The sequence below is a fragment of the Methylomonas koyamae genome (genome assembly GCF_001644025.1).
GTDB classification, from domain to species: domain Bacteria; phylum Pseudomonadota; class Gammaproteobacteria; order Methylococcales; family Methylomonadaceae; genus Methylomonas; species Methylomonas koyamae_A.
In genome coordinates, this window is record NZ_LUUK01000218.1 from 14,876 (window position 1) to 33,790 (window position 18,915).

An 18,915-nucleotide genomic window follows, 5' to 3' on the forward strand; every position below is an offset into this window, starting at 1 on the left:
CAAGCGGCTTATTCGAACTGCGGCAACACCTCGGTTTCGGCGCGACCGGCCGCCAGCCATTCTTGCATGGCGGGCTCCGCCAACACGGTTTCGATGTAGTCCCGAGATTCCGGTCCGTGGGGGAGGGCGTAAGCCTGAAAGCGCAACGCGACCGGCGCGAACATCGCATCGGCGATTGTGAAGCGGCCAAATAGCCAAGGTCCACGCTCTGCGTAGCGTTGCCGGCATTCTCGCCAGATCGCGTCGATCCGCGCCGCGTCGGCCTTCGCGGCGTCTGGCAGCGCTTTGGCGGCCGGCGTCCGGCTGACGTTCATCCCGCAATGTTCGCGCAGCGCCATGAAACCGCTGTGCATCTCGGCCGCCAACGCGCGCGCCAGTGCTCGTTCGGCGAAATCTTCCGGCCAGCCTTGGGTTTGCGGAAATCGCTCGGCCAAATATTCCAAAATCGCCAGAGAATCCCAAATAGGCAGTTCTCCGTCCCATAACACCGGCACCTTGCCGGCCGCCGAGTAGCGCTGGATTTCGGCTTTCGAGCCCGCCTGGTAAAGCGGGATGCGTACTTCCTGAAATTCGATGTCATGGTGTCTCAAAAATAGCCAGGGCCGTAGCGACCAGGACGAATATTTCTTATTGCCGATGATTAAGCTCAGACTCATGTCGATTAGCTCCTGACGAACAAAAAGGATCAACGCGGAGCGCTAACGCCGATAATGCGCGTTGACGCGGGTGATTTTGGCATCCTGATCGATTTCCATGACTTCGGCGGCCAGCAAGTCGTTAACGCTACGGTAAACTAGGGTCAGGCTAGCAACGCCGGGCAATGCGTGCAATAGCGTGAAGTGCAAATCGGGATATTTGCCTAGGCCGATCCGGAAATAGTCCCGCAAGGCCGGTTTGCCGACTACCGTGCCGCTCGCTTCGCCCAGCAAAGCCTGCGCGAACGGGCTGGTAAACTCGATTGAGTCGGCATAATGGCCTAGGATACGCGCCAGGTCGCGGTCGTTCCAAGCTTGCAACCATTCTGCGGCGAAGCGGTCTGCAAATTCTTCGGTCATTGGGCGTCCCTTGAAGAGAGAGTGCTTGTCGAATCAGTCCGCGGCGCTGATGCGTTTATCAAACGTTACCGCATGGCCGCTAGCTATCGCGTCCGAAACCGTTTCCACACTGCGGGGATTGTTGGTATTCCGGGACGAAAACCGTCTTCTGCTCGGCAGGCCGGCCAGAGAGCCAAACTGCGGCGAGCGCGCATATTCTACCGATTATTTCAGGTGGCTAGAAGCTCGGGCCAGCCGGCGATACCGCGCCTAGCGAATGTCCGTCCGCCGGCGTAGGACTACCGCAGGAGGGACTTATCATACGTAATACCCTCTGAAATACCATCCGAAGATCGCCGAGCAAACACCCGACACGTCCCATTACCAACGATCCCTCGCGACGACAACTGAAGCCGCCATCCTCAGAAAAACTCGCCGGCCGTCATAGGCCCGGCTCGGACGGCATCGGGTAACTTGATCCAAGAACGCCGCGTTAACCCGCCGGGCTCAGCGCCGCCTGCATTTGCGCGACGCTTTGCGGACGGTGTTCCGGAAACACCGCCATCGCCCAATCGATGGCCTTTAGCAGATATTCCGGGTAACGGCGTTTGAAAGCCTTGACGGCCGGCGGCAAATCGTCTTGCTTGACCCGGTCGGGCGACGACATCGGAATCCGGCAATCCAAACAGGCGCGCATACTGGCGCCCACCGCATACAGGTCGGACCAAGGTCCCAGATTGCCTTGGCTATCGTATTGTTCGATCGGCGAATACCCGTTGGTCAGCACCTTGGCTCGACTGCGTTGCGGCGACAGCGAGATCTTGCGAATCGCGCCGAAATCCAGCAACAGCGGATCGTTGCCGCTACGGATCAAAATGTTGGCGGGTTTGATGTCCAAGTGTACCAATCCCTTGTGATGCACGACTTCGATACCGGTCAGCAATTGCCGAAACACGGTCAAAAGGAATTCCTCGGTGATCGGCAGCATCCGTTTATGGAGAATTTTATCCAGGGTGACGCCGTAGTCGTAGGCCATCACCATGTACACGGTATCGTTGGCCTGAAAGAAGTTGATGACGTCGACGATGTTGTGGTGCTTGAGCATCGCCAATACCTTGGCTTCCTCGAAAAACAAGGCCCTGCCGCGCATGAACAACGCCTTGGCTTCGTCGCCGTTGGGCACGACCACATTGTTCCAGGTGCGGTGGGCCAGCTTGCGCGGCAGGTATTCCTTAATCGCGACTTGTACCTGATCGGCCATTTGCCTGGCCAGATACACCGAACTGAAGCCGCCGTGCGCCAATTCCCGCTCGATCATGTACTGATCTATAATGGTGCCCGATTGCAGGTAATTCCACTGCTTAGGATAGGTTTCGGGATCGTAGTATTCGGCCATGGGCAAGCAACGCGGATTGAGGCTCTGGATTATAGGTGAAAAATGATTAGAAGCATGACCGCTTTCGCGGACGGCGAGCTGAGCGCCGACAACCTGACATTATTGTGCGAGCTGCGTTCGGTCAATCACCGCTATAGCGACGTCAGCGTCAAATTGCCGGAACGCTTGCGCTTCGCCGAAGCCGAGGTTCGGCGCCTGATCTCGGAAAAACTCAAACGCGGCAAAATCGAATGCTCGCTCGGCTACAAAAAACAAATTGGCGAACAAAGCTTGCACGTCAACCACGAATTCGTGCGCAAGTTGCTAAGCGTAACCGCCGAAATCGAAACGGCCATGGTCAATCCCCAGCCATTCTCGGCACTGGAAGTCTTAAGCTTTCCCGGCGTTCAACAAGAAACCGAAATCGACAAGGAAGCGTTGCGCGAGCTTATCCTGCGGTTGCTCAACGCTACACTGGAAAAAATGCTGGATACCCGGGCTCGCGAAGGGACGCAACTGGCACAGTTGATCGACGACCGTTGCCAAAAAATCTCCTTGCTGGTCGAAGCCGCGCACAAACGCATGCCGGATGTCCTGCATAACTTGCGCGGCAAGCTGACCAGCCGGGTCGTCGAAATGGTCGCGGATCCCAACTTCGACCGTCTGGAACAGGAACTGGTCCTGCTGGCGCAAAAATTGGACGTGGCCGAGGAATTGGACCGTTTGGAAACCCACGTCGCCGAAGTCCAACGCACCCTCAAATTGCCGGAGCCGGCCGGCCGCCGCCTGGACTTCCTGATGCAGGAAATGAACCGCGAGGCCAATACGCTCGGGTCCAAGTCCGCCGACCGGGAAATGACCCAAATCTCGATAGACTTGAAAGTGCTGATCGAACAAATGCGCGAACAAATTCAAAACGTCGAATAAGCCGCCCATTCGGAATTCACATGAGTGTTAACGACACCAAAACCGGCCACGCCGATCCTACCCTGAAACTAACCTTGCGCCTGATGCACTGCGGCGAAATCGCGATGGGTCCGGGCAAGGCCGATTTGCTTGAAGCCATCCAATCCACCGGTTCGATCAACGCCGCCGGCAAATCGATGAACATGAGCTACCGGCGCGCCTGGCTGCTGGTCGACGTGATGAATCGCAGCTTTATCAAACCGCTGGTTCAAGCCGCCAAGGGCGGTCGGCACGGCGGCGGCGCCAAACTGACGCCGTTCGGCCTGGAAGTGTTGGCAAATTATCGAAAAATGGATCAAGCGGCTAAATCGGCTGCCAGAGCCTACTTGCCGCTGTTCGACGGACTGATGGCCCCCGCCGATTCCGTCAGCCACGCGGAAACGTTACCGGCGGATGCCGAGACTGAATAATCCGGTACCTGAATTATCGCTAAGGCATCTTCCCGGCCCGAGGGCAAGACCGAGTCGGTTCCGGCAACTTTTAGCCTGCGCGACGCAGCCCTCAGTCTGAAACGCCTCGGCCACCGCAACAAAAACCCAATCAGCGCGTCATGGGTTTGAGGACTTACCCGGCCAGACGCCGCTCCAACCGACCCCGCAAGGTCTCCAGAAACGCTTCGGTCGTTTGATACTGGTCCTCGTTCAAGTTCTCACCATGAATGCACAAAGCCAAATCCTTGGTCATATAGCCTGCTTCGACGGTATCGACGCATACTTTTTCCAGCAAGTCGCAGAAATGAATGAGCTCGGTATTACCATCCAATTTGCCGCGAAACGCCAGGCCGCGCGTCCAGGCGAATATCGACGCGATCGGGTTGGTCGAGGTCGGTTTGCCCTGTTGATGCATGCGGTAATGGCGGGTGACGGTACCGTGGGCGGCCTCGGCCTCCATGATTTTGCCGTCCGGCGTGACCAACGTCGAGGTCATCAAACCTAGCGACCCGAAGCCTTGAGCGACGGTGTCGGACTGGACGTCGCCGTCGTAGTTCTTGCAGGCCCAGACGAAAGCGCCATTCCATTTCAGCGCCGAGGCGACCATGTCGTCGATCAGTTTGTGTTCGTACACGATGCCCTTAGCCTGAAACAAATCGCGGTATTCAGACTGATAAATGGCTTCGAAAATGTCTTTGAAACGACCGTCGTATTTTTTCAATATCGTGTTTTTAGTGGACAGGTACAGCGGCCAGCCGCGATCCAAGGCCACGTTAAAACAGCTGCGAGCGAATCCGGCAATCGATTCGTCGGTGTTGTACATGGCCAAGGCCACGCCATCGCCGTCGAAGTGGTAGACCTCGAAGCTCTGCTCCGGACTGCCGTCGTCCGGCGTAAAGCTGATTCTTAACTTGCCTTTGCCCTTGGTGACGAAATCGGTAGCGCGGTATTGATCGCCGAACGCGTGCCGGCCGATGCAAATCGGCTGAGTCCAGTTCGGCACCAATCTCGGCACGTTTTTACAGATAATGGGCTCGCGGAACACGGTGCCGTCCAGAATATTGCGAATGGTGCCGTTAGGCGATTTGTACATTTTCTTCAAGCCGAATTCCTCGACTCTGGCCTCGTCGGGTGTGATCGTCGCGCATTTGATACCGACACCGTATTTTTTGACCGCCTGAGCGGCGTCAATGGTCACTTGGTCGTCGGTGGCATCGCGATGCGTGATACTCAGGTCGTAGTATTCGATCGGTAAATCCAGATAAGGCAGTACCAGTTGGTCCTTAATGAAATGCCAGATGATGCGAGTCATTTCGTCGCCGTCGATTTCGACGACCGGCTGATTGACGGTAATTTTCTGCATGGCGGCCTCCGATCGGATGGGTAGAAGCCGCCAGTATAGCCCGCCGCCTCGAGAACCGGTGCGGACAATTCGGTAACTCGAGGGAATCTGATCCGGCTATCCGCGCAAGCCACACCGCGTGCGAGTGCCTGTGTTAGAATCGAAACAATGCAGGAATTAGAGACTTTTAAGCTGATAGAGCGTATCAGCGCCATATTGCGCTCGGAAGAGCGCAAAAAATACGCGGCGATCGGCTTGCAGCCGGTGCACGGCCAAGTGCTGGACTATTTGGCCAAATGCAATCATTACAGCAACACCCACGCGGCTGTCGCGGAATATCTGGGTTTGACCAAGGGTACGGTATCCCAGACCATCCAGATTCTGGAGCGGCGGCATTACTTGGAGAAAACCACCGATGCCGTCGACGGCCGGGTAGTACACCTGACGCTGACCGAAACCGGGTACGCTCTGCTGGAAGACTTGAAACCGCTGGATGTGTTTAAGCACGCCGAAACCCAACTCAGCGAACGCGAATTCGAGACGATAGGTCAGGCCTTGCGAGCCACGTTGAGCGTGTTGCAAAAAGTCAATAATTCCAAAAGTTTTGGGCTGTGCCGCTCTTGTCGACATTTTGCCGTCGAGGCCAACCATTATCATTGCGGCCTCACTGAACAACCGCTGGCGCGCGGCGATACCGAAAAGATTTGCCGCGATCACCAGCCATTTTCCGATCCACACCACGAAGAGTAACCGCCATGTTCGATACCAAGACCATCGATAACCTTGCCGACCGCATCTCTAGCGCTATCCCGCCTGGGCTGCATAATCTGAAGGACGACATGGAGAAAAACATCCATGCCTTGTTGCAAAGCGCCCTGTCCAAGCTCGATTTGGTCAGCCGCGAGGAATTCGAAGTTCAAAAAGCCGTACTGGCCAAAACCCGCGCCAAGCTTGAAGACTTGGAAAAACGCGTTGCCGAGTTGGAGCTGCGGCTACCCAAAGACTGAACCGATGTCGCTGGCAGTGGTGTACAGCCGGGGGCGCACCGGCATAGACGCCCCGCTGGTCACCGTCGAAGTCGATGTCGCCAACGGCTTGCCGGCCCTAAACATCGTCGGCTTGCCGGAAACCGCCGTCAAGGAAAGCAAGGATAGGGTGAGGGGTGCGATCGTCAATTCGCAATTCGAGTTTCCGATCGCGCGGATCACCGTCAATCTGGCGCCGGCCGATTTGCCCAAGGAAGGCGGCCGTTTCGATCTGGCTATCGCGCTGGGCATTCTGGCGGCGTCCGGCCAAATCCCGAAAACCACGCTTCACGAATACGAATGTATCGGCGAACTGGCACTGGGCGGCGAGTTGCGGCCGATACCCGGCGCGCTACCGGTCGCGATTCACTGCCGCAACGCCGCCAGGCAACTGATTTTGCCGGTGTCCTGCGCCGCCGAAGCCAGTCTGATCCAAGACGCGGCATTGCTGCCTGCCCGCACTTTACTGGAAATCTGCGCCCATCTGACCGGCCGGCAAGCCATCGACTCCGCGTCATACGCATTTGGGCTGCCCACGGCCGCATTCGACATCGATTTTGCCGACGTTCACGGACAATTCCACGTCAAACGCGCGCTGGAAATAGCCGCCGCCGGCGCCCACAATTTATTGATGTTAGGCCCGCCCGGCACCGGCAAGTCGATGTTGGCGGCACGCTTGCCGACAATTTTGCCGGAACTCAGCGAACAGCAAGCGCAGGAAACGGCGGCGATCGCCTCGGTCAGCGACCAGGGTCTGGATGTCGGCCGCTGGCGGCAACCGCCGTTTCGAGCGCCGCACCATACCGCATCCGCCGCGGCGCTAGTCGGCGGCGGCAGCAACCCCAAGCCTGGCGAAATTTCCCTTGCCCATCACGGCGCCTTGTTCCTGGACGAATTACCGGAGTTTGATCGCAAGGTGCTGGAAGTCTTACGTGAACCATTGGAAACCGGTCATATCACGATTTCCCGCGCGAATCGCCAAGCCGATTTTCCGGCACGGTTTCAGTTGATCGCGGCCATGAACCCTTGTCCTTGCGGCTACTTGGGCGATTCGTCGGGGCGTTGCCGTTGCACCTCTGAGCAAATCGCGCGCTACCGGGCCAGAGTATCGGGCCCGCTACTGGACCGAATCGACATGCACTTGGAAGTCCCCAGGGTACCGATCTCGGTGTTGCGCGAGGGCGCATCGGCCGGCGAGGAGCGCAGCGAGATCATTCGCGGGCGCGTGGCGGCGGCCCGAAGCATCGCCTATAGCCGTTGCGGCAAGGCCAATTCGGCATTATCAGCGGCGGAAGTCAAACGCTACTGCACTCTGACGGACGCAGGCCACCGGCTGCTCGAACAAGCGATGGAAAAGTTCGGACTGTCGCACCGTGCGTATCATCGCATTCTGAAACTGGCCCGCACCATCGCCGACCTGGCCGGTTCCAATACGATCGAAATTCCGCATCTAAGCGAAGCCATCGGCTATCGAAAGCTGGATAGAACTCGAGGCGGGCCAAACTCCGGCACATAAAAAAGGCGCGTTGCCTCGACAGCAACGCGCCTACAAGCCTAGACCGACGAAGCTTACAGTTTGTCGGCGTTTTTGCTCAAGTACTCAGCCACGCCTTGCGGATTGGCGTTCATGCCGGAATCGCCTTTGTTCCAACCGGCGGGGCAAACTTCGCCATGCTCTTCGTGGAATTGCAACGCATCGACCATGCGCAGCATTTCGTCGAAGTTGCGACCCAGCGGCAAATCGTTAACCACTTGATGGCGCACGACACCTGCTTTGTCGATTAGGAAACTACCGCGAAACGCTACGCCGCCAGCGGATTCAACATCGTAATCTTTGCAGATACTGTGCGTCAGGTCGGCGGCCAGGGTGTAACGAACCGGACCGATACCGCCTTGGTTGACCGGTGTGTTACGCCATGCATTGTGAGTAAAGTGCGAATCGATGGACACGCCAACGACTTCGACACCACGGCTTTTGAACTCGTCGATACGGTGATCCAAAGCGATTAGCTCGCTAGGGCAGACGAAGGTAAAGTCCAGCGGATAGAAGAAAAGTACAGCATATTTGCCGCTCGTGGCTTCAGAAAAACTATAGGAGTCGACGATCTGACCATCGCCCAGAACCGCAGGAACCGTAAAATCGGGGGCTTGCTTACCAACTAAAACACTCATTGAGTTCCTCCAAAATTTTTTAAAAACAAAAGGTTAACAGGGGGGAAACGCCTTTGGGGTAAGGCTGAAGCTTATTCTACACTAAAATACTGGGTATTCACCCAATAATCCAGGCAAATTCTACTTGCAAGATGATGCGATTCGCGCTAACTTGTAGGCAAAAGCTTACACAATTAACAGACAGTCTGCGTGTGTCTGACTTTAAAATTCACCTGCAGACCTTTTGTGAATTTTCTGGTTGGGGTATTAAGTATGGCAAAAGTAAAACACATCACAGAACCCGATGCATTCGGTTTTCAAGTTCGCATCGTTCGGCGCGGCAAGGAGAGCAGCCGTTATTTTTCGCATAAACTTTGGGGTAGCAAAACCAAGTCGCTGAAAGCCGCGATTACTTGGCGCGACCAAATGTTAGTGGTATTAAAAGGCAGCAAGACCCGATTCTTGAAGCCGCCGAAAAACAAAACCACCACCGGCGTAACCGGCGTATCCCGAACCATCAAGTTCGACCATCGCAAGGACAAAAGCTATCTGTGCTATACCGTGTTCTGGGTCAAAGACAGTAAATCCCGCAACAAAACCTTCCAAGTCGGCAACGTCGACACGGTAACCGCCGACGACGAGTTACATGCATTTCGAACCGCCAGACTATTCCGTAGCTGTTACGAACACGCCATCGACCACGATGCCTATTTCGATGACAGCAAGTTCGCGAACTGGAAAAAACTGCGTTTGTACGAAAACGAAATGCTAAACGCGGTCAGCTAAAACGGCCTAGGTTCAGTCGATGCGCATCTGAATGCGCATCGACAAATCGACGGCCTTAATGTTTTTGGTCAAGGCACCAATAGAAATAAAATCCACGCCGGTCTCGGCGACCTCTCGAATATTTTCCAGCGTGATATTACCTGACGCTTCCAATTCCAACTGTCCTTTGTTCTTCGCGACCGCAACCGCCATATCGGCTAGCGAGAAATTATCCAACATAATTCTATCCGGACCGGCTTGCCAAGCCACTTCGAATTCCGCCAGGTTTTCGACCTCCACCTCGACCGGCACACCGGCATAAACCCTAGCAGCCGCTATAGCCGCCGGAATCGATCCGGCCGCCAAAATATGATTCTCTTTAATCAAGACAGCATCGAATAATCCGATTCGATGGTTAACGCAACCTCCGCAAGCCACGGCGTATTTCTGCGCCACTCGTAGTCCGGGTAAAGTCTTGCGGGTATCCAGCACCCGGCAACCAGTACCTTCCACCGCGTCGGCATATTGACGCGCCAGCGTCGCGGTAGCCGACAACGTCTGCAGCAAATTTAACGCGGTCCGTTCGCCGGTCAACAACGCTCTGGCCTGACCACGGACCTGGCACAGCTCGCCGCCGGCCGGCACCCGGTCGCTGTCGCCGAATTGCCAATCCACAATCACATCCGGCCGCAACTGGCGAAACACCGCATCGAACCAAGCCCTACCGCACAGCACCATGGCGTCGCGCGCGACAACGCTGGCAACCGCCTGAGTTTCCGACGGGATCAGCGCAGCGGTCAAATCCCCCGTACCGACATCTTCGGCGAGGTAAGTAGCAATTTCGGAGTCGGAAGGCCCAGTAGTCATTAGAATCGCCAATCGTTTAGACAAAGCCGTTATTATACCCGGCCAATGTGTCGAGACCGGACTACCCGATGATAACTCAACCGCCAGCCGATGAAAGCTCGCTACCGATCAACCATCACTTGCTGCTTTGCGCCAGGCAAGTTCCATCGCCGAATCACGACGCTCGCCCGAACCCGACCGACATTTCACTGGTCGTAATCCATTGCATCAGTCTACCGCCCGGCGAATTCGGCGGACCGCACATCGATCGGCTGTTTTGCAACCAATTGAATCCCGACGACCACCCATTTTTCGCCGAAATTCAAACGCTACGGGTTTCCACGCATTTATTGATAAATCGGGAGGGCGACCTGTCTCAGTACGTTGCGTTTGACCGCCGCGCTTGGCACGCGGGGATTTCACGCTACCAAGACCGCGAACGCTGTAACGACTTTTCGATAGGCATCGAATTGGAAGGCGCGGTGGATTGCCCGTACACCGACGAACAATACTTGAGCTTAGCGACGACGATTAAAGCGCTGTTAGCCAACTACCCCGGCTTATCCCACGAACGTATCGCCGGCCATAGCGACATTGCCCCGGACCGCAAATCCGACCCTGGGCCATTTTTCGATTGGCGACGCTTGCGGCAGTTGTTAGCGGGGGATTAGCGAAGGATTTGCGGATCGATTCACCGGTGGGATTGCAAGATCGCGCAGCCCATCAACCCGGCTTTACGTCCAAATGCATGGCCTTGATAATGGTCAGCAACTCCCTCTGCTGTTGCTCCAGCGGAGCAAGCTCCGACTCCAACTGAGCGATGCTTTCGGCGACGCTGCCTTTGGATTCGTTGATCTTGCGCAGCATGACCAAACGACTTTCTATCTGCTTTTTATGATCCTTGATTTGGTGCATCAATGGCGTCAACACGCTGTTGCTCCAAGTCACCGCGTCTTTTTGGGCTTGCTGCAAAATGTTTCTCGCCTTGGCGATCAAGGTACTGTACAGCTTATTCACCACGATGCTTTGCTCGGTCATCGTGGTTCGGGCGCTAGTACGGAACGCTTCGCCTTCCTCGAAAATCTGCTCCAGCTCGAATTGATATTGCTTGATCGAGAACAATTGCGGCTCGATTTCCTTGAAGCCGTATTCGTCCTGGAATTTCTTATGTATGGCTTTAATCAAGCGCCGAGTTTCCTCGGTCATGTCCACCGAGTCCTGTAACAAATCACGCAACTCGTCGAACAGTTTGCGCATATTTTGCTTCATACCGTAGGTCGTCAGACTTTTACTCATATCGTGACGCGTACGCTTGATGATGTCGTCGATTCTTTCCCTGGAAAACGAATCGATCAGCATCTTGGCCTGCACCGCAAACACCTTGCGACTGGCCTGGAAATTCTCGACATTCGCCATGTAGGCGTTTTGCCGGTCGCGAGTTTCCGCCATTAGCTTGCCGGTCATCTCCTGGTTTTCGAAATCCATTTGCTTGAACTCGTCCAGTTGCTTACTGGCATTACTGATTTTGGCTTCCATCAGCTTGGCCGATTCGCTAACCAAAAATCCGATTTCCTTCTCGACCACGCCTTTCAAAATATCCCGGCGCTGATCCAGAATATCGTCGGACAAATAATTTTCCAGCAAATCCAAACGACTCTTGCGCAGCAGTGCTTCGTCGCCCTTGACCTTGGCCAGCAAAGCCTGCTTGGCGGATACCGGAAACACGACATTCCGATCCAGATTCAGAATGGACGCGGAGGTTTCGATCTGCTTGCGTATCGCCGCGTCGTAGCCGACTTCGCCGATCAAATCGTCCCACATCGAGTCGATTTTGTTCATGACGACCGCCAGGCCCTGCCGGCGCGAACCCGCACGGGAACTGCAGACATGGCTCTTCCACATTTCCAGATCGCTCTTGGTGACGCCGGTGTCGGCCGCCAACACGAACACGATGGCCTGAGCGCTGGGCAACATGCTCAAGGTTAGTTCCGGCTCGGTACCCAACGCGTTCAGGCCCGGCGTATCGAGGATACACAAGCCTTCTTTCAACAAAGGATGCGGAAAACTGATCAGCGCGTGGCGCCAGCAAGGCACCTCGACGCTTTCCGGATTAATGATGCCTTGTTCCGCCGCTTCGCGTTCGTTCCATAAGCCCAGCTTGTCGGCCATTTCCCGCGAAATCCGCTTGGTAGCGATCAACTCTTTGAACGCCTCCTGCATCTGGGTGGGCGAATCGCAATTCAAGTCGATCTGAGTCCAACGGTCCGGATTACGCTTGTAATCCATCAGCGAGATGTCTTCCAAACGACTTTCGATATTCAACAAACGGATATAGCTGCCGCCCTTCTCGTCCCAAAACAACTCAGTCGGCGACATCGTGGTCCGTCCCGGCGAGGACGGCAACAAACGCACGCCGGTCTCGGCAAAAAACAACGCGTTAATCAACTCGGTTTTACCGCGCGAGAATTCCGCGACGAAGGCCAATGTCACCCGATCGTTTTGCAAGCCCTGCAGAATATTTAACAAGGTGTCGGTACTTTGCGGATCGCTGAAGCGATAACGCGTACGCCAGTCCCGGTACATGTCGATAGCCTGAATCAGTTGTTCGCGCCAATGCGCGTACTCATGCAACTGTTCCCTAAATTCCAGATTTCTCATGGCTTGCCTTTGTGCTGACGGTACTCGATTTGAGGGCTGATAGTAAGGGCTAAGTGTAGACCATTCTCCGTGAGAGAGCCCGGCCGCACTTCGGCCTAAAGCCCGTATTGCTCTCGGTATTCTCGGATCACCGACAACTTATCGGCATAGTCAGCTTCCCGCTCGATAAATACGACAATGTCCGCCAATGTAATAATGGGCAACACCTGAATACCGAACTGGGATTCCACCTCTTGCACCGCGGACCGCTGATTCTGGCCCTTTTCCTGACGATCCAACGCGATGACCACGCCCTCGGGTTCAGCGCCCGCCGCGCGGATGATGTCGACCGACTCCCTAACCGAGGTGCCTGCCGTGATGACATCGTCCAGAATCCAGACCCGCCCCTGCAGCGGCGCCCCTACGAGTACCCCACCTTCGCCGTGATCCTTGGCCTCCTTGCGGTTGAACGTAAACGGGATGTCGCTCTGCATTCTGGCGTAGGCGATTGCCGTCGCACTCACCAACGGAATTCCCTTGTAAGCCGGCCCGTAAAGCACATCGACCGAAACACCCGCGTCTATGATGGCCTGAGCGTAAAACTGGCCCAACCGATCGAGCATCGCTCCGGTATTGAATAATCCGGTATTGAAAAAGTAAGGGCTGCGCCGGCCGGATTTGAGTTGAAAATCGCCGAATTTAAGAACGCCGCAATCCAAGGCGTAACGGATAAACTGGTATTGATAGTCTTGCATGGGCCTATACTAGCGACATAAAACTTGGAATTATACCCGCGCCCTATTCAGGCACGAACTTTTCTAACAACACGTCCAGAAAATCCCAACCGCGCGCCGAACAACGGTAAAAGCCGTCCGCTAGCTCCAGCAAGCCTTCCACCAGCCCATTCCGCAACGGAGCGGCTAGCGCTTCGCCGGACAAGCCGGTAGCCACCTCGAATTCGCTCAAACGGAAGCCGTCGCGCAAGCGCAAACGATTCATCGCGAACTCCAGCGGTAGTTGGTTCAACTCGATCCGAGATCGGCTGACGGTCCAAGGCTCGCGCAAGTATTGCTCGGGATTTCGCGGTTTCGCGGTGCGGACAATGTTGCTCGGTAAGGCCTGACTGATCTTACCGTGAGCCCCGGCGCCTATTCCTAAATAGTCTCCAAACTGCCAATAGTTGCGGTTATGCCGACACTGATTGGCGGTGGAGGTGGAGGCGTAGGCGGACACCTCGTATTGGCTGTAACCGTGTTCGGCCAGCCAAGCCTGACTACGCTTCTGCGCGGCAAAGATGACCTCGTCGTCCGGCAAGCGGGGCGGAAACTTATGGAAATAAGTATTCGGTTCTAAAGTGAGCTGATAAAACGAGATATGCGCGGGCCGTAAACCGGTTGCCAACCTTACATCGTCGAAGGCTTCGGCCTCGCTCTGTCCCGGCAAGCCAAACATCAAGTCTAAATTGAAATTTTCGAAACCGGCCGCCACCGCGATTTCCGCCGCCGTGATCGCTTCCGCCGCCGAGTGAACCCGGCCGAGGGTTTGCAAATGCCGATCTTGAAAGCTTTGAATGCCTATCGACAGGCGATTGATCCCCAGCGCTCGAAATTCGCGGAATTTGCCACTTTCGAAGGTACCGGGGTTAGCCTCCAGCGTGATCTCGCAGTCGACGGCCAGCGACACTAGGCCGCGAATCCCCGCCAGCAAACGATCCAGCATCGGGGGCGAAAACAAGCTGGGAGTGCCTCCGCCCATAAAAATACTGACAACCGCCCGATCCAGGCCAAAGTATTCCAAATCCCTTGCCAAATCGCGCAACAACGCCTCGATATACTCTGCTTCAGGAATCGATTCCTTCACCGCATGCGAGTTAAAGTCGCAATAAGGGCATTTGCGGATACACCAGGGGAAGTGAATATACAGACTAAGCGGCGGCAAACGGTTCGACCTCACCAGACGCCGGCATTCGCCATCGAAACCCAAGGCTCTTGCGGCGGTAGGGCACCGCCCTTTTGCAACAATTCTATCGATATTTGATCGGGCGAGCGAATAAACGCCATCCAACCGTCGCGTGGCGGCCGGTTGATCGTCACGCCTTGGTCCAACAAGCGCCGACAGACCTCGTATATGTCGTCAACCTCGAAGGCCAAATGGCCGAAATTACGGCCTCCAGCATACTCCTCGACATCCCAATTGTACGTCAGCTCCAACAAGGGAGCGTCTTGAGCGCTAGCACTAGCCAGATCGGCCGGGGCAGCCAGATACACCAATGTAAACCGCCCGGCTTCGCTGTCCATTCGCCTAACTTCGCTCAAGCCAAGCTTGGCGCAGTAAAAGTCCAACGACTCTTCCAGGTTGTTTACGCGGACCATCGTGTGCAAATAGCGCATAGCTAATCTCCATCGCAAAACCGCCATTATCGCCGACACCCAGCGGTCTACGACGAAGATTTTACGAGGTATCGCTAATTGGCTTTTCCGTATTGCTCAATCAACCCGGCGATGGACTCCAGCGGCAACTCTTGCTGAACCGCACCGAGTTTGACCGCTTCCTTGGGCATGCCGTAGACAACGCAAGTCTTTTCGTCCTGGCCGGCGGTGCGGGCACCAGCCGCCAACATATCGCGCAAACCGCGAGCACCATCGTCGCCCATCCCGGTCATGATGATACCTAACGCGTTTTTCCCGGCGTATTTCGCCACGGACCGGAACAACACGTCGACCGATGGGCGGTGCCGGTTCACCAACGGACCGTCCTGGACCTCGGCAATGTACTGGGCGCCGCTACGGATTACTGTCATATGCTTACCGCCCGGCGCAATCAACGCCCGGCCCGGAATCACCCGATCACCACTGACGGCCTCCTTGACTTCGATTTGGCAAATGCCGTTGAGTCTGGCCGCGAAGGCGCCGGTGAATTTCTCAGGCATGTGCTGCACAATCACAATGCCGGGGCTAACCCTCGGCAAATGTGTCAATACCACCTCCAAGGCCTGAGTACCGCCGGTCGATGTGCCTATAGCGACTAGCCTGTCGGTGGTCGCCGCCAGCGCGGAAGGCGCCGATGTCGGCTGACTGGATTGATGATGACTTTTAACCGCGGCGGCATGCGATGCCATCGTCATGGCTTTCATCCGCCGCATATCGGTCAACGCCGCCGCTTTGATCGCGTGAACGATATCGCCGCTATCGTCTTCGAGAAAACTCTTTAGTCCCGCTTTCGGTTTGGTGACGATACCCACGGCGCCGGCCGCTAATGCCTGCATCGTGGTTTCCGCGCCTTTTTCGGTCAAGGTTGAGCAGATCACAACCGGCGTGGGACGTACCGACATAATTTTCTTTAGAAACGTGATGCCGTCCATTCTCGGCATCTCGACGTCCAGGACTATCACGTCCGGCCAATCCTGATTCATTTTCGCCATAGCGAATATCGGGTCGGAAGCCGCCCCAATCACGTCGATCTCTTGGCAATGCCCTAAAAAAGCGGTCAGCACTTGCCTGACAACCGCCGAATCATCGACGATCAACACTCGGATTTTGGGTGATGTCATTTGTCGCGCCTGTTTGTGTTAACCTCAGCGGCCCCGCCTCAAACGACGCCGCATTCGAAACCTTGACCGTGACAACCGGGACCTAGAATTTCTCGGGTTTACGGTAAATAGATGGCCGAATCAGTTGCAATTCGGTATTCAAGCCGTTTAGGGACTCGGAATGACTGACGAAAAAATAGCCGCCCGGCTGTAGCGATTTCAGTATCCGCTCCAATAGACGTTGTTTGGTTTCAATATCGAAATAAATCATCACGTTCCGCAAAAATATCACCTCGAACCTACCCAAATCCGGCAGGTTGCCGATCAAATTGGCGTAATCGAATTTGACATTCCTCCGTAGAGCCGGGTCGATCAATAGAAAACCGTCGTACTCACCCGTGCCTTTCAGGCAATATTTTTTCAACAAGTCAGGCGGGATTTTCTCGGAAGCCTGACTAGGATAAAGGCCTCGCTTGGCTTTATCCAAGATGCGAGTGGAAATATCGGTCCCTAGAATTTCCCACTGCATGCCGCGACCGTATTCCGCTAACAACATTGCTAAAGTATAGGCTTCTTCACCGCTGGAACTCGCCGCGCTCCAAACCCGAAAGCTTCGATATGACGAGTATTGCGGCAAAATGCTGCCGGTGAAGAAATCGAAATGGGCGGGCTCGCGAAAAAAATAAGTTTCGTTGGTCGTCAACAAATCGATGGCGATCACTCGTTCGTTTTCGAAGCCCGGCTTGGTAAAAAGCTTGAAATACTCGGTATAGCTCGACAAATCGTAATAACGCAGGCGCTTTTCCAATCGCCCCATCACCATGACTTGCTTGGATTCATTTAGGACAATTCCGGCATTCTTATACAAATAGTCCTTAATCCACAGGAACTCGTGGTGTTGCAATACCGGAGCATTGCCGTAGTGATTTGCCGGTTTGTTCATTACCGTGAATTATTCAGCAAACGCATTTCCGGGGATATGATCGGCCGCTTGTCCCAGCGCCGCCATTTCATCCACCGAAAGCACTTTGTCGACGTTCAATAAAATGACGAAACGATTATCCCGCTTAGCCATCCCGTTGATAAAATCCGGCCGAATACCGGCGCCAAAGCTAGGCGGCGGCTCGATTTCATGCCCGGCAATCTCGACGACCTCGTTGACGGCATCGACGATAATGCCCAAATATTGGCGATTATCGTCGTTATCTCCGACCGAGGTTTCCACGATGACAATCCCCGTCCGCTTGGCGATCATGGTAACCCCTTTGCCGAAACGCGCCAGCAAATCGATCACGGGCACCACGCTGCCGCGCAAGTTAATCACGCCACGAACAAATACGGGCATCATCGGTACTTCCGTTAGGTTTCCGTAATCGATAATTTCCTTGATGTTTAGTATCCCCAAGGCGTAAACCTCACCCCCTAATACAAAGGTCAGGTATTGGCCGGCCGCCGCAAGTTGTTGCCCGACGACCAAGTCCATAGACTGCGAAGATCTTGTTGCCAATGTGCCCATATGCCCTCCTAGAAGCGCTCGAATTGGTTCAAATCGAATTCAGGCTCGTAATTTCCCACGGGCTCCGAAGTTACCATGCTGTGAGTAGGCGTAGCCTTACGCGGCGTCTTGATCACGGTGCGCCTACTGCCACCCTGTTCTCGGTGACCAATTTTGAAGAAACTCATCAAACTCTGCAGTTGCTCCGCCTGCCCAGTCATTTCCTCGGACGTAGCCGCCAATTGTTCGCTAGCCGCCGCGTTCTGTTGGGTAATCTGGTTCATTTGGTTCACGGCGTTGTTGATTTGGCCGACACCTGCGGACTGCTCGTGCGAGGCAGCCGCGATCTCTTGGACCAGGTCCGAAGTCTTAGCGATGCTGGGCACGATTTCGTCCAACAACTTGCCCGCGCTTTCCGCGGTTTTCACGCTGTTCTCAGCCAATTCGCCAATTTCCTGTGCCGCGACTTGGCTACGTTCCGCCAACTTCCGCACTTCGGCCGCCACCACCGCAAAGCCTTTGCCGTGATCGCCGGCCCTGGCCGCTTCGATCGCGGCATTCAACGCTAACATATTAGTCTGATAGGCAATATCGTCAATGATGCCGATTTTATTGGCGATCTCTTTCATCGCTTCGACAGTATGCTTGACCGCCTCACCGCCCTCCATGGCTTCTTTCGAAGCCTTACCGGCCATACCGTCGGTGACTTTGGCGTTTTCAGCATTCTGATTGATACTGGCCGCCATTTCCTCGATGCTGGCACTGGTTTCCTCGACGCTAGCCGCCTGCTCGCTAGCGGATTGCGATAGCGCTTGCGATGTCGAGCTAATTTGCTCGGAAGCATTGCTTAGCTGGTTCGTCGCATCGACAACTTCGCTGATTGTTTGCGACAACTTGGCAATCGTGTTATTCACAGTATCCTTGAAGTCGGCCAATTGCCCCTTGTAGTCACCGTTGACGGTACGGGTCAGATCGCCTTGTTCAACCAGTGACAGCACTTCGACCGCTTCGTTGACCGGCAAAATTACTCGATCCAATGTCTCGTTTACGCCTTCAACGATTTTGCGGAAGTCTCCCTGATGTTTGCCCGCATCCGCCCGAGTCGACAACTGCCCCTCCATAGCCGCCTTCGCCAACATGTTGGCATCGGACACCAAAGCGTTAACCGCTTCAATGCAGGTATTCAGGTTGTTTTTAATCGTATTGAAATCGCCGTTGTAACTGTCGGTAATCTTAGCCGGAATGTTGCCTCGGGATATGTTGTCCACATAATCCGCCGCCACGTTCAACGGCCCAATCACCGCGTCCAGAGTTTCGTT

21 protein-coding genes are annotated in these 18,915 nt (G+C 55.1%); 7 read left to right on the plus strand and 14 right to left on the minus strand.

Features of this window, described 5'->3' with window-relative positions; all coding sequences use genetic code 11:
- Nucleotides 1–8: 8 nt before the first annotated feature.
- The 3 genes from A1355_RS21780 to A1355_RS21790 all read right to left on the minus strand — a co-directional run bounded on the left by A1355_RS21780 (nucleotide 9) and on the right by A1355_RS21790 (nucleotide 2,430).
- Nucleotides 9–656, minus strand: coding sequence for a glutathione S-transferase family protein (locus A1355_RS21780; protein WP_064031388.1), 648 nt, complete (start codon nucleotides 654–656; stop codon nucleotides 9–11).
- 42 nt (nucleotides 657–698) lie between these two features.
- Entirely contained in the window at nucleotides 699–1,055 is a 357-nt protein-coding gene (locus A1355_RS21785) for a nuclear transport factor 2 family protein (protein ID WP_064031389.1), read from the minus strand.
- Nucleotides 1,056–1,527: 472 nt separating this feature from the next.
- Nucleotides 1,528–2,430 (minus strand): serine/threonine protein kinase, encoded by a 903-nt coding sequence (locus A1355_RS21790; protein ID WP_064031390.1) that lies wholly within the window; start codon nucleotides 2,428–2,430, stop codon nucleotides 1,528–1,530.
- A gap of 54 nt (nucleotides 2,431–2,484) precedes the next feature.
- Here A1355_RS21790 and A1355_RS21795 point away from each other — a divergent pair, with 54 nt between their 5' ends.
- Nucleotides 2,485–3,336: a YicC/YloC family endoribonuclease gene (locus tag A1355_RS21795; protein ID WP_231883758.1), complete on the plus strand. Its 852-nt coding sequence runs from the start codon at nucleotides 2,485–2,487 to the stop codon at nucleotides 3,334–3,336.
- Between the two features lie 20 nt (nucleotides 3,337–3,356).
- A complete protein-coding gene (locus A1355_RS21800) occupies nucleotides 3,357–3,785 on the plus strand; it encodes a winged helix-turn-helix domain-containing protein (protein ID WP_064031392.1) in 429 nt (142 codons plus the stop codon).
- Nucleotides 3,786–3,939: 154 nt separating this feature from the next.
- Here A1355_RS21800 and A1355_RS21805 read toward each other — a convergent pair whose 3' ends face one another.
- On the minus strand, nucleotides 3,940–5,169 hold the full coding sequence (locus A1355_RS21805) for an NADP-dependent isocitrate dehydrogenase (protein ID WP_064031393.1): 1,230 nt from the start codon (nucleotides 5,167–5,169) through the stop codon (nucleotides 3,940–3,942).
- A 147-nt stretch (nucleotides 5,170–5,316) separates the two neighbouring features.
- On the opposite strand from A1355_RS21805, the gene A1355_RS21810 reads away from it, so the two are divergent.
- The 3 genes from A1355_RS21810 to A1355_RS21820 are packed head-to-tail and all read left to right on the plus strand — an operon-like array spanning nucleotide 5,317 to nucleotide 7,689.
- The gene (locus A1355_RS21810; protein ID WP_064031394.1) at nucleotides 5,317–5,898 is read left to right on the plus strand and encodes a MarR family winged helix-turn-helix transcriptional regulator; all 582 of its coding nucleotides are present in this window, start codon (nucleotides 5,317–5,319) and stop codon (nucleotides 5,896–5,898) included.
- 5 nt (nucleotides 5,899–5,903) lie between these two features.
- A complete protein-coding gene (gene ubiK / locus A1355_RS21815) occupies nucleotides 5,904–6,155 on the plus strand; it encodes a ubiquinone biosynthesis accessory factor UbiK (RefSeq protein WP_064031395.1) in 252 nt (83 codons plus the stop codon).
- A gap of 4 nt (nucleotides 6,156–6,159) precedes the next feature.
- On the plus strand, nucleotides 6,160–7,689 hold the full coding sequence (locus A1355_RS21820; protein WP_064031396.1) for a YifB family Mg chelatase-like AAA ATPase: 1,530 nt from the start codon (nucleotides 6,160–6,162) through the stop codon (nucleotides 7,687–7,689).
- 53 nt (nucleotides 7,690–7,742) lie between these two features.
- On the opposite strand, the gene A1355_RS21825 is transcribed toward A1355_RS21820, so the two are convergent.
- On the minus strand, nucleotides 7,743–8,345 hold the full coding sequence (locus tag A1355_RS21825; RefSeq protein WP_064031397.1) for a peroxiredoxin: 603 nt from the start codon (nucleotides 8,343–8,345) through the stop codon (nucleotides 7,743–7,745).
- Between the two features lie 252 nt (nucleotides 8,346–8,597).
- Between A1355_RS21825 and A1355_RS21830 the strand changes: the two genes are divergently transcribed.
- Entirely contained in the window at nucleotides 8,598–9,110 is a 513-nt protein-coding gene (locus A1355_RS21830; RefSeq protein ID WP_064031398.1) for a hypothetical protein, read from the plus strand.
- Nucleotides 9,111–9,122: 12 nt separating this feature from the next.
- On the opposite strand, the gene nadC is transcribed toward A1355_RS21830, so the two are convergent.
- Nucleotides 9,123–9,956 (minus strand): carboxylating nicotinate-nucleotide diphosphorylase, encoded by an 834-nt coding sequence (gene nadC, locus A1355_RS21835; protein ID WP_064031399.1) that lies wholly within the window; start codon nucleotides 9,954–9,956, stop codon nucleotides 9,123–9,125.
- Between the two features lie 68 nt (nucleotides 9,957–10,024).
- Between nadC and ampD the strand changes: the two genes are divergently transcribed.
- Nucleotides 10,025–10,606, plus strand: coding sequence for a 1,6-anhydro-N-acetylmuramyl-L-alanine amidase AmpD (gene ampD, locus A1355_RS21840; protein WP_082885702.1), 582 nt, complete (start codon nucleotides 10,025–10,027; stop codon nucleotides 10,604–10,606).
- A 52-nt stretch (nucleotides 10,607–10,658) separates the two neighbouring features.
- Here ampD and A1355_RS21845 read toward each other — a convergent pair whose 3' ends face one another.
- From A1355_RS21845 to A1355_RS21880, 8 genes are all read right to left on the minus strand, one after another.
- Nucleotides 10,659–12,593 carry a dynamin family protein gene (locus A1355_RS21845; protein ID WP_064031400.1) on the minus strand — a complete coding sequence of 645 codons (1,935 nt, stop codon included), beginning with the start codon at nucleotides 12,591–12,593 and terminating at the stop codon, nucleotides 10,659–10,661.
- 95 nt (nucleotides 12,594–12,688) lie between these two features.
- Nucleotides 12,689–13,327 carry an orotate phosphoribosyltransferase gene (pyrE, locus tag A1355_RS21850; protein WP_064031401.1) on the minus strand — a complete coding sequence of 213 codons (639 nt, stop codon included), beginning with the start codon at nucleotides 13,325–13,327 and terminating at the stop codon, nucleotides 12,689–12,691.
- Between the two features lie 43 nt (nucleotides 13,328–13,370).
- A complete protein-coding gene (hemW, locus tag A1355_RS21855) occupies nucleotides 13,371–14,528 on the minus strand; it encodes a radical SAM family heme chaperone HemW (RefSeq protein ID WP_064031407.1) in 1,158 nt (385 codons plus the stop codon).
- Nucleotides 14,522–14,962 (minus strand): VOC family protein, encoded by a 441-nt coding sequence (locus tag A1355_RS21860; protein ID WP_064031402.1) that lies wholly within the window; start codon nucleotides 14,960–14,962, stop codon nucleotides 14,522–14,524. The genes hemW and A1355_RS21860 overlap by 7 nt, the downstream gene beginning before the upstream one ends.
- 74 nt (nucleotides 14,963–15,036) lie before the next feature.
- Nucleotides 15,037–16,122 (minus strand): protein-glutamate methylesterase/protein-glutamine glutaminase, encoded by a 1,086-nt coding sequence (locus A1355_RS21865; RefSeq protein WP_064031403.1) that lies wholly within the window; start codon nucleotides 16,120–16,122, stop codon nucleotides 15,037–15,039.
- Between the two features lie 82 nt (nucleotides 16,123–16,204).
- Nucleotides 16,205–17,044 (minus strand): CheR family methyltransferase, encoded by an 840-nt coding sequence (locus A1355_RS21870; RefSeq protein WP_064031404.1) that lies wholly within the window; start codon nucleotides 17,042–17,044, stop codon nucleotides 16,205–16,207.
- Nucleotides 17,045–17,053: 9 nt separating this feature from the next.
- The gene (locus A1355_RS21875; RefSeq protein WP_064031405.1) at nucleotides 17,054–17,617 is read right to left on the minus strand and encodes a chemotaxis protein CheW; all 564 of its coding nucleotides are present in this window, start codon (nucleotides 17,615–17,617) and stop codon (nucleotides 17,054–17,056) included.
- A gap of 8 nt (nucleotides 17,618–17,625) precedes the next feature.
- On the minus strand, nucleotides 17,626–18,915 hold a 1,290-nt coding region (locus tag A1355_RS21880; protein ID WP_231883759.1), incomplete at its 5' end, for a methyl-accepting chemotaxis protein.

Excerpts from the sequence above, each read along its gene's own strand:
- A1355_RS21780 (WP_064031388.1), bottom strand. The coding sequence starts at position 656 with ATGAGTCTGAGCTTAATCATCGGCAATAAGAAATATTCGTCCTGGTCG.
- A1355_RS21785 (WP_064031389.1), bottom strand. The coding sequence starts at position 1,055 with ATGACCGAAGAATTTGCAGACCGCTTCGCCGCAGAATGGTTGCAAGCT.
- A1355_RS21790 (WP_064031390.1), bottom strand. The coding sequence starts at position 2,430 with ATGGCCGAATACTACGATCCCGAAACCTATCCTAAGCAGTGGAATTAC.
- A1355_RS21795 (WP_231883758.1), top strand. The coding sequence starts at position 2,485 with ATGACCGCTTTCGCGGACGGCGAGCTGAGCGCCGACAACCTGACATTA.
- A1355_RS21800 (WP_064031392.1), top strand. The coding sequence starts at position 3,357 with ATGAGTGTTAACGACACCAAAACCGGCCACGCCGATCCTACCCTGAAA.
- A1355_RS21805 (WP_064031393.1), bottom strand. The coding sequence starts at position 5,169 with ATGCAGAAAATTACCGTCAATCAGCCGGTCGTCGAAATCGACGGCGAC.
- A1355_RS21810 (WP_064031394.1), top strand. The coding sequence starts at position 5,317 with ATGCAGGAATTAGAGACTTTTAAGCTGATAGAGCGTATCAGCGCCATA.
- ubiK (WP_064031395.1), top strand. The coding sequence starts at position 5,904 with ATGTTCGATACCAAGACCATCGATAACCTTGCCGACCGCATCTCTAGC.
- A1355_RS21820 (WP_064031396.1), top strand. The coding sequence starts at position 6,160 with ATGTCGCTGGCAGTGGTGTACAGCCGGGGGCGCACCGGCATAGACGCC.
- A1355_RS21825 (WP_064031397.1), bottom strand. The coding sequence starts at position 8,345 with ATGAGTGTTTTAGTTGGTAAGCAAGCCCCCGATTTTACGGTTCCTGCG.
- A1355_RS21830 (WP_064031398.1), top strand. The coding sequence starts at position 8,598 with ATGGCAAAAGTAAAACACATCACAGAACCCGATGCATTCGGTTTTCAA.
- nadC (WP_064031399.1), bottom strand. The coding sequence starts at position 9,956 with ATGACTACTGGGCCTTCCGACTCCGAAATTGCTACTTACCTCGCCGAA.
- ampD (WP_082885702.1), top strand. The coding sequence starts at position 10,025 with ATGATAACTCAACCGCCAGCCGATGAAAGCTCGCTACCGATCAACCAT.
- A1355_RS21845 (WP_064031400.1), bottom strand. The coding sequence starts at position 12,593 with ATGAGAAATCTGGAATTTAGGGAACAGTTGCATGAGTACGCGCATTGG.
- pyrE (WP_064031401.1), bottom strand. The coding sequence starts at position 13,327 with ATGCAAGACTATCAATACCAGTTTATCCGTTACGCCTTGGATTGCGGC.
- A1355_RS21860 (WP_064031402.1), bottom strand. The coding sequence starts at position 14,962 with ATGCGCTATTTGCACACGATGGTCCGCGTAAACAACCTGGAAGAGTCG.
- A1355_RS21865 (WP_064031403.1), bottom strand. The coding sequence starts at position 16,122 with ATGACATCACCCAAAATCCGAGTGTTGATCGTCGATGATTCGGCGGTT.
- A1355_RS21870 (WP_064031404.1), bottom strand. The coding sequence starts at position 17,044 with ATGAACAAACCGGCAAATCACTACGGCAATGCTCCGGTATTGCAACAC.
- A1355_RS21875 (WP_064031405.1), bottom strand. The coding sequence starts at position 17,617 with ATGGGCACATTGGCAACAAGATCTTCGCAGTCTATGGACTTGGTCGTC.